Source organism: Megasphaera massiliensis, assembly GCF_000455225.1.
Taxonomy (GTDB): Bacteria; Bacillota; Negativicutes; order Veillonellales; family Megasphaeraceae; genus Megasphaera; species Megasphaera massiliensis.
On sequence record NZ_HF954536.1, the window covers coordinates 42,136 to 49,685 of the forward strand.

Genomic DNA, 7,550 nt, shown 5'->3' on the forward strand with positions numbered 1-7,550 from the left:
TACGGAATGCAAGAAAAAAGACAGTCTTTCCGCCGTCAAAAGCAGGAAAGACTGTCTTCGGTTACATTTTATTTAAAGTAGTTTACGCCGGATGTGAAGATGGGTTGGAGCTTATTGCCGTCAATGTTTTTAAAGACATCGTCGGCGCTGAACCGTTCCGTATGAGCCATCTTGCCGAGGACACGACCGTCAGGACTGGTAATGCCTTCCACGGCCAGGACCGACTGATTCGGGTTGTATTCGCTTTCATAAGAAGCTTTGCCGGAAAGGTCGACGTACTGCGTTGCAATCTGGCCTTTGGCGGCGAGTTCACGAATCTGTTCCGGCGTCGCAATAAAGCGGCCTTCCCCATGGGAAATAGCGACGGTGTGAATATCACCGGCTTTACAGCTGCTGAACCAAGGACTCATGACCGAAACGACTTTGGTGTCGACCATACGGGACAGGTGACGGCCGATGGAGTTGTACGTCAAGGTCGGGCTGTCGGCCTTCAAAGGCTGAATCTTGCCATAGGGCAGAAGGCCGAGTTTAATCAGAGCCTGGAAGCCGTTGCAGATGCCGAGGGCTAAGCCATCGCGCTGATACAAGAGACTTTCGAGGGCTTCGGACAGGGCCGGATTCCGGAACAAGGTGGCAATGAACTTGCCCGAACCTTCCGGTTCGTCACCGGCACTGAAGCCGCCGGGGAACATGATGATCTGTGCTTTGGCCATGCGTTTTGCCATTTCTTCAATCGATTCGGCCAAGTCCTGCGGCGTGTTATTGCGAAGGACCATGACATCTGTCGTTGCGCCGGCCCGTTCAAAGGCAGCTGCCGAGTCATATTCACAGTTCGTTCCCGGGCAAACGGGAATAAAGACGTGCGGAGCGCCAAAGGCTTCACTGCGGCGAGGACCATAGGTCGTAAACAAGGGCAGTTCGGCGTCGCCTTGGCCATCCTTATCTTTAATCGGGAAAATCTGATTCAGCGGTTTTTCCCAAGCTTCCTGAAGGTCACTCAAGGCAATCGTTACGCCGTCGGCCTTGATATTTGCCGACGTGGTCGTCGTACCGACCAGGCTGACCTGATCGCGTTTACTCCATGCGGCAGCCGTCGCACTGTCGGTTTCAACTAAGAGGGCGCCGTAACGGAGGTTAAACAGTTCCTGTACAGCAAAGTCTGCATCGACGTCGAATCCGATTCGGTTGCCAAAGGCCATCTGAGCGACAGCTGCTGCGATACCGCCTTGACCGACGGCATGCATAGCTTTGACCTTACCGTCAATGACGGCTTGATGGAGGAAGTCACAATGCTGTTTAAAGATATCGAAGTCCGGCATCCCTTCGCCGTCACGCGGCAAATCGAAGAGGAGGACGGCATCGTCAGAAGCCTTAAATTCCGGCGATACGATATGATCGGTATGTTCCGGAGCAATGGCGAAAGAAACGAGGGTCGGCGGAACGGTGAGGTGTTCAAAGGTACCGCTCATGCTGTCCTTACCGCCGATGGCGGCGACTTCCATGACCTGCTGAGCGACGAAGGCACCGAGGAGGGCGCTGACCGGCTGGCCCCAGGCCGTTTCATTTTTGCCCAGGCTTTGGAAGAATTCCTGCATCGTAAGGTATACTTTCTTACGGTCGCCGCCGAGGGCAACGAGTTTAGCAATGGACTGGATGACGGCATAGAGAGCGCCGTGGAAGGGGCTCCAAATAGCGAGGTCCGGATCGTAGCCGTGGGTGAAAATGCTGGCCGTCGTCGTATTCCCGTGTTCTACGGGAATCTTAGCGACCATCCCTTCGACCGGCGTCTTCTGATATTTACCGCCGAAAGGCATGAGGACCGTGCGAGCCCCGATGGTGCTGTCAAAGCGTTCGGCCAGGCCTTGTTCGGAGGCGATGTTCAAGGTGCCCATCGTATCGAGCCAGGTCTTAGCGACGTCTTTTACATCCGGTGCCTTGAAGAAATCCTTATCTTCCGGTGCCGTGACCAAAGCCTTGCGCCGCTGAGTAACGCCGTTGGTATCGAGGAAGGCACGGGTAATATTGACGACGTTCTGATCGCGCCAATGCATGACCAGCCGTTTCGTATCGGTAGCCACGGCGACAATCGTCGCTTCCAGATTTTCTTCAGCAGCATATTTCATGAATTTATCGACATTTTCCGGGGCTACGACGACGGCCATTCGTTCCTGAGATTCAGAAATAGCCAATTCCGTTCCGTCGAGACCTTCGTATTTTTTTGGAACTTTATCGAGGTTGATGTCGAGGCCGTCCGTCAATTCGCCGATAGCAACGGAAACGCCGCCGGCGCCAAAGTCATTGCAGCGCTTGATAAGCGTCGTAACTTCCTGGCGGCGGAACATGCGCTGAATCTTTCGTTCAGTCAGGGCGTTCCCTTTTTGGACTTCAGCACCGCAGGTTTCCAAGGATTCAACGGTATGTTTCTTGGAAGAACCCGTAGCGCCGCCGCAGCCGTCACGGCCGGTCTTGCCGCCGAGGAGGATGATGATATCGCCGGGAAGGGGTTCTTCGCGAACGACGTTCTTCCGCGGAGCCGCACCGAGGACGGCACCGATTTCCATACGTTTGGCGACGAATCCCGGGTTGTAGTATTCCTTGACTTCACCCGTAGCCAGGCCGATCTGATTGCCATACGAGCTGTAACCCTTGGCAGCGCCTGTCGTCAGTTTGCGCTGCGGCAGTTTGCCGACCAGTGTATCCTGGACAGCCTGACGGGGATCGCCGGCGCCGGTTACGCGCATAGCCTGATAGACATAGGAACGGCCGCTCAAGGGGTCGCGAATACAACCGCCAAGGCAGGTTGCAGCACCGCCGAACGGTTCGATTTCAGTCGGGTGGTTATGGGTTTCGTTTTTAAATAAGAGCAGCCATTCTTCTTCGACGCCGTCGACATCGACGGGTATGATGATCGTGCAGGCATTGATTTCTTCCGATTCGTCGAGATTATCGAGTTTACCGGCCGCTTTCAGTTCCTTGACAGCGATGGTCGCCATATCCATGAGGGTTTGAGGTTTCTGGCGGTTCAGGTTTTCCCGCGTCGTCTTATAGGATTCATAAGCCCGCTGTATAGGAGCCGTAAAGGTACCTTTTTCAAATGAAACATCGGTGAGTTCGGTCATGAACGTCGTGTGACGGCAGTGGTCCGACCAGTAGGTATCGATGACCCGGATTTCGGTAATCGTCGGATTCCGTTTTTCTTCATCGCGGAAGTAGGTCTGGACGAATTTCAAGTCATCGAAACTCATAGCCAGCCCCATCTGTGTCGAAAGGTCGGTCAAAGCTTCATCATCCATGGAGATAAAACCGTCGACAGTCGGAACGTCAGCCGGTTTTTCCCAAGCAAGTTCCAACGATTCAGCCGGTTCCAACGAAGCTTCACGGGCTTCGACGGGGTTGATGCAGTAGTGCTTGACAGCATCAATGTCTTCAGCCGATAAGTCGCCGGACAGGACGATGACCTGTGCCGTCCGAACGAGGCTGTCATTTTTCATGGTCAGCATCTGCAGGCACTGAACGGCTGAATCAGCACGCTGGTCATATTGACCGGGCAGGTATTCGACAGCCAGGACCGTATCGCCTTCACGAGTCGGCAGTGTATCGTAAACGGCATCGACAGGCGGTTCCGAGAAGATCATATTTTTAGCCGCTTCAAAAGCCGCATCATCGAGACCGGATACGTCGTAGCGGTGGAAAATGTGAATATCAGTTAACCCCTTTATCAACAGGTTTTCCTGTAAATCAGTGAGTAATCGCTTTGCCTCATCAGCAAAAATACCTTTCTTGGCAACATACAAACGTCGGATAGACTGCATGTCATAACCTCCCTCAAAGATAGATACTTATCATTAGACATCCCTAGTATACCCGTTTTAAATCCATAAGTAAACTTAGAATTTGGTTGACTTGCCTATGAAATCGTATTAGACTAGTACTATTATAGTAGACAAGGTTGACCATTTCTCATCACCAGGGAGGACTCGGAAGTAATGGAAGAATTGAAACAGCGAATTTTACAAGACGGTCTGGTTATTGACAATCGTATCTTAAAGATCGACAGCTTTTTGAATCAGCAAATCGACACGGCTCTTATCAATCATGTCGGCCAGGAATTTGCCCGCCGTTTCAAGGATGTTCACATCGACCGCATCATCACCATTGAATCTTCAGGCATTGCCGTCGCTTATGCGGCATCCCTTGCCATGAACAATTGCCCGGTCGTCTTTGCCCGCAAAAAAAAATCACTGCTCACCAAGGGTGAACAGTATACGGCAAAAATTTACTCTTATACGAAAGAAGAAGAGTACACGGCAACGGTCTGTAAAGACTATCTCCGTGCAGGGGAATCGGTTCTCATCATCGACGACTTTTTGGCCAGCGGCGCCGCAGCCGTCGGTCTTACGCAGATTGCGGCTCAGGCCGGCTGCACCGTTGAAGGCATCGGCATCGTCGTCGAAAAGACCTTCCAGACCGGTCGGGAAACCCTTGAAAAAGCCGGTTTCCGTGTGGAATCCTTAGCCAGAATCGCCCGCTTTGAAAACAACACGCCCATCTTTGTCGAATAAGGAGACTTATCATGCGCGCTCAATTTTTTGACGGCTTCGATTTTGCCACCTTCAAACTCAGCATTGTCGCCATCGAAAAGGTCGACGACTTCTTTAATATCGAAGATTTCGGCCTTCATCCCATCATGTATAACGAAGCGTGCCTGCGCGGATATACAGCCGTCTTCGGATTTAACGACGAAAAAATGCTGACCCTTCACAAGCTCTTGACCAACAACAACGGCATGGAGCCCCCGGCTATCGACGGCGTTCTGCCTGAAGCCTTTCATTCTCCGGCCGGCGACCTGAAATACGACCTCGAACACATCATCGATTACAGCGGCTCCATCTTGATTGCCAACGGCTTCATCGATAAATACTTCGTCCCCTTCGGCTTCCAGCTTCCCCATGCCTTCCGCAAAATCTACGAGTTGACCTTTGATAAGGGCTTATTCGTAAAGGTACAGGACCGCTCCCAAGAAGCGCAGGAACTTCGCATCGAATACGAAGAACCCTTGCCACCTAAGAAAAAGATGCAGATGAAGTGGGGCAAATTGACTCGCAAGTCGGAAGAATACGGGTTCGACGACGAGACCATTGCCCAGTATATGGATTTAAGCTACGACACAAAGTATTTATTCGGCCGCGAATAACGGCGAATCATATCGCTTCCGAAGTCGGGCCATAGCACTTGTAAATTTCACAGGCATCGACGCAGCGATTGCAGCGAAGGCACTTGGTCATATCGACACGAGGCCGTTCAACCCCGTCGGCACAGGTTTCCATGGACAAGGCGTCGTACGGACAGATACTGATGCAGCAGCCGCAGCCTTCACACTCTTTCCGATTAAAATAATCGGGAGACACCAATTCATCAATATGGGTTTTACTCATGTTCATTCCCCCTTATTATATACAGTCCTATTATATCAAATATGACCGAATAAAACCGTTGCAAAAACAACAAGCCCTCAAAGGCAGCCATGCACTGGCCGCTTTTGAGGGCTTTCTTATGGTTAAAATAACATTGATAATCTGAAGCTTTCATAAAAACACGCACGCCATTGAAGAATAAACGTCGTGTAAATATCTTTACATCAGATCATCTGGGTGCATTTTTCCGGCGTAAAGACCATGACTCGATTGGCAAAATCGCACTTGTCGTGCATTTCTTCGAAAAGCGGCCCTGACGACAGGAATTCAGCCGTCCCGATAAGGAGGAACCCCGTCCCCATACTCTTGTAGCCCATGATGTCCGGACTTCCCAGAGTAATTTCAACGTAAGGATTTTCACCGATGTTCCTCTCGGTCTTACGGAAACCATAGCAGGGAATGAGCAGCTTTTCATCGTCTGTAACGATGATGTATTTATTCCACGTATTCACTACATGAGCCTTGCCTTCTTTCGATGCCGTGGCTACGGCTACAATGCCGTCGTGTTTCAAGCAGTCATAAAATTTTTCTATAAACATAGTCGTATTCTCCTTTTCTGTCGCACTGTATCTTGCAAGCTCTCTTGCATGTCTGTATACTAACAGAAAAAGAGATCCTAAAAAAGATTCAATTCACGTCTATTTTATAGATCCAATTCCACTAAAAGGAGGCCCCCGATGCTGCTCATCGATAAAAAGAGTTCTCAGTCCCTATACAAGCAACTTTACGAAGGCCTGAAACAGCAAATCTTATCCGGTGAACTGACTGCCGGCAGCGCACTTACGGCCACTCGCAAGCTGGCCCAAGAGTACGAAATTTCCCGCAATACGGTCATTACGGCCTATCGTCAACTGGAATTAGAAGGCTATATCTACAGCACGCGCGGCTCCGGATTCTACGTCGAAGCCCTGCCGCCCCAGTCGTATGAATCGAAAATAGCGGAACCGTTCACGCCGCCTGTCGAAAAACGCCCGCCTCATTATGATTTCCGCTACGGAGGTATCGACCGCAACGTCTATCGAAACCGAGCCTTTCGCCATTCCTTAAACAATGCCCTGGCCGATCTTGAAAATCGGAATACCCTCCTCTATGAGCCGCCGGAAGGGCTGTTCGTTCTTCGGCAATGGCTTTGCCGGCATCTGAAACGTTTCCGCGGCGTCCGCTGCCGCCCGGAACAGGTCATCATAACCAGCGGCCACCACCATTCTTTAAGTCTGATCACACAACTCATGCCTCCTGAAAAATACGAATTTGCCATGGAAAATCCAGGCTATCGCGGTACGCGCGACGTTTTTTCTCACAAGGACTATACCATGCACTACGTCCCGGTCGGACCCGGGGGAATCGATCTTCCGTCCTTACAAGGCCTCCCGCCGTCTTTAATCAGCATCACGCCGTCCCACCAGTTTCCCTTAGGGCAAATCATGCCCATCAAGCATCGATTGGAACTGCTGCAGCTGGCCGAAAAGGGCGGCCATTACATCATTGAAGATGACTATGACAGTGAACTTCGCTATGAAGAGCAGCCCATTCCGTCGCTCCAATCCATCGATACCTATGGCCGCACTTTTTATTTGGGAACCTTCTCCAAAACGATGGCTCCGGACATCCGCCTGGCCTATGTCGTCCTGCCCCCGGCTCTGTCTATCGATTTTGCTGCGGAGTATCCCTTCTACAGTTCTCCCGTGCCTTCTCTCCTTCAGCTGGCCATGACCGACTTCATGGAGAGCGGCGAGTATGAAAAGCAAGTAAACGCCCTGCGAAATGATTTTCGTAAAAAGCACGCTTTGATCCGCAGCTACTTAGAAGAAAACTTTCCCCAAGGAGTCCGCATCCACGGAGGAGGCGGCGGCATGCACTTCGTCCTCGAACTCCGTACGGATTGTACAGAAACAGAAATTCTCCGCCGCTTCCGACAAAATGAAGTCGGCGTTTACTCGCTGAGACCCTACTGGGCCGATCCTGACGACAGCCCGCAGCACCAGATTCTCATCGGCTACGGAGCCATTCCCCTCAATCGCCTGCCCGTCAACTTAGACGCCTTGGGCGATACCTTGCACGACCTCATACAGATAT

General features: G+C 51.4%; 6 protein-coding genes. 3 read left to right on the top strand and 3 right to left on the bottom strand.

Annotation, left to right across the window (positions count from 1 at the left end; translation table 11 throughout):
* Nucleotides 1–68: 68 nt before the first annotated feature.
* Nucleotides 69–3,812, bottom strand: coding sequence for a phosphoribosylformylglycinamidine synthase (locus TX77_RS03015; protein WP_044503357.1), 3,744 nt, complete (start codon nucleotides 3,810–3,812; stop codon nucleotides 69–71).
* Nucleotides 3,813–3,986: 174 nt separating this feature from the next.
* Here TX77_RS03015 and TX77_RS03020 point away from each other — a divergent pair, with 174 nt between their 5' ends.
* Nucleotides 3,987–4,562 (top strand): xanthine phosphoribosyltransferase, encoded by a 576-nt coding sequence (locus TX77_RS03020; protein WP_044503358.1) that lies wholly within the window; start codon nucleotides 3,987–3,989, stop codon nucleotides 4,560–4,562.
* Between the two features lie 11 nt (nucleotides 4,563–4,573).
* Complete coding sequence (locus TX77_RS03025) at nucleotides 4,574–5,194, top strand: hypothetical protein (protein WP_044503359.1); 621 nt, start codon at nucleotides 4,574–4,576, stop codon at nucleotides 5,192–5,194.
* 7 nt (nucleotides 5,195–5,201) lie between these two features.
* On the opposite strand, the gene TX77_RS03030 is transcribed toward TX77_RS03025, so the two are convergent.
* On the bottom strand, nucleotides 5,202–5,435 hold the full coding sequence (locus TX77_RS03030) for a 4Fe-4S binding protein (protein ID WP_044503360.1): 234 nt from the start codon (nucleotides 5,433–5,435) through the stop codon (nucleotides 5,202–5,204).
* A gap of 203 nt (nucleotides 5,436–5,638) precedes the next feature.
* Nucleotides 5,639–6,013 carry a pyridoxamine 5'-phosphate oxidase family protein gene (locus TX77_RS03035; RefSeq protein WP_044503361.1) on the bottom strand — a complete coding sequence of 125 codons (375 nt, stop codon included), beginning with the start codon at nucleotides 6,011–6,013 and terminating at the stop codon, nucleotides 5,639–5,641.
* 138 nt (nucleotides 6,014–6,151) lie between these two features.
* Between TX77_RS03035 and pdxR the strand changes: the two genes are divergently transcribed.
* Nucleotides 6,152–7,550, top strand: a 1,399-nt coding sequence (gene pdxR / locus TX77_RS13800; RefSeq protein ID WP_049917280.1) for a MocR-like pyridoxine biosynthesis transcription factor PdxR, incomplete at its 3' end; no start/stop codon positions are given.

What these genes read in the sequence shown, in the direction of transcription:
- TX77_RS03030 (WP_044503360.1), bottom strand. Translation starts at nt 5,435, where the DNA reads ATGAGTAAAACCCATATTGATGAATTGGTGTCTCCCGATTATTTTAAT.
- TX77_RS03015 (WP_044503357.1), bottom strand. Translation starts at nt 3,812, where the DNA reads ATGCAGTCTATCCGACGTTTGTATGTTGCCAAGAAAGGTATTTTTGCT.
- TX77_RS03020 (WP_044503358.1), top strand. Translation starts at nt 3,987, where the DNA reads ATGGAAGAATTGAAACAGCGAATTTTACAAGACGGTCTGGTTATTGAC.
- TX77_RS03025 (WP_044503359.1), top strand. Translation starts at nt 4,574, where the DNA reads ATGCGCGCTCAATTTTTTGACGGCTTCGATTTTGCCACCTTCAAACTC.
- TX77_RS03035 (WP_044503361.1), bottom strand. Translation starts at nt 6,013, where the DNA reads ATGTTTATAGAAAAATTTTATGACTGCTTGAAACACGACGGCATTGTA.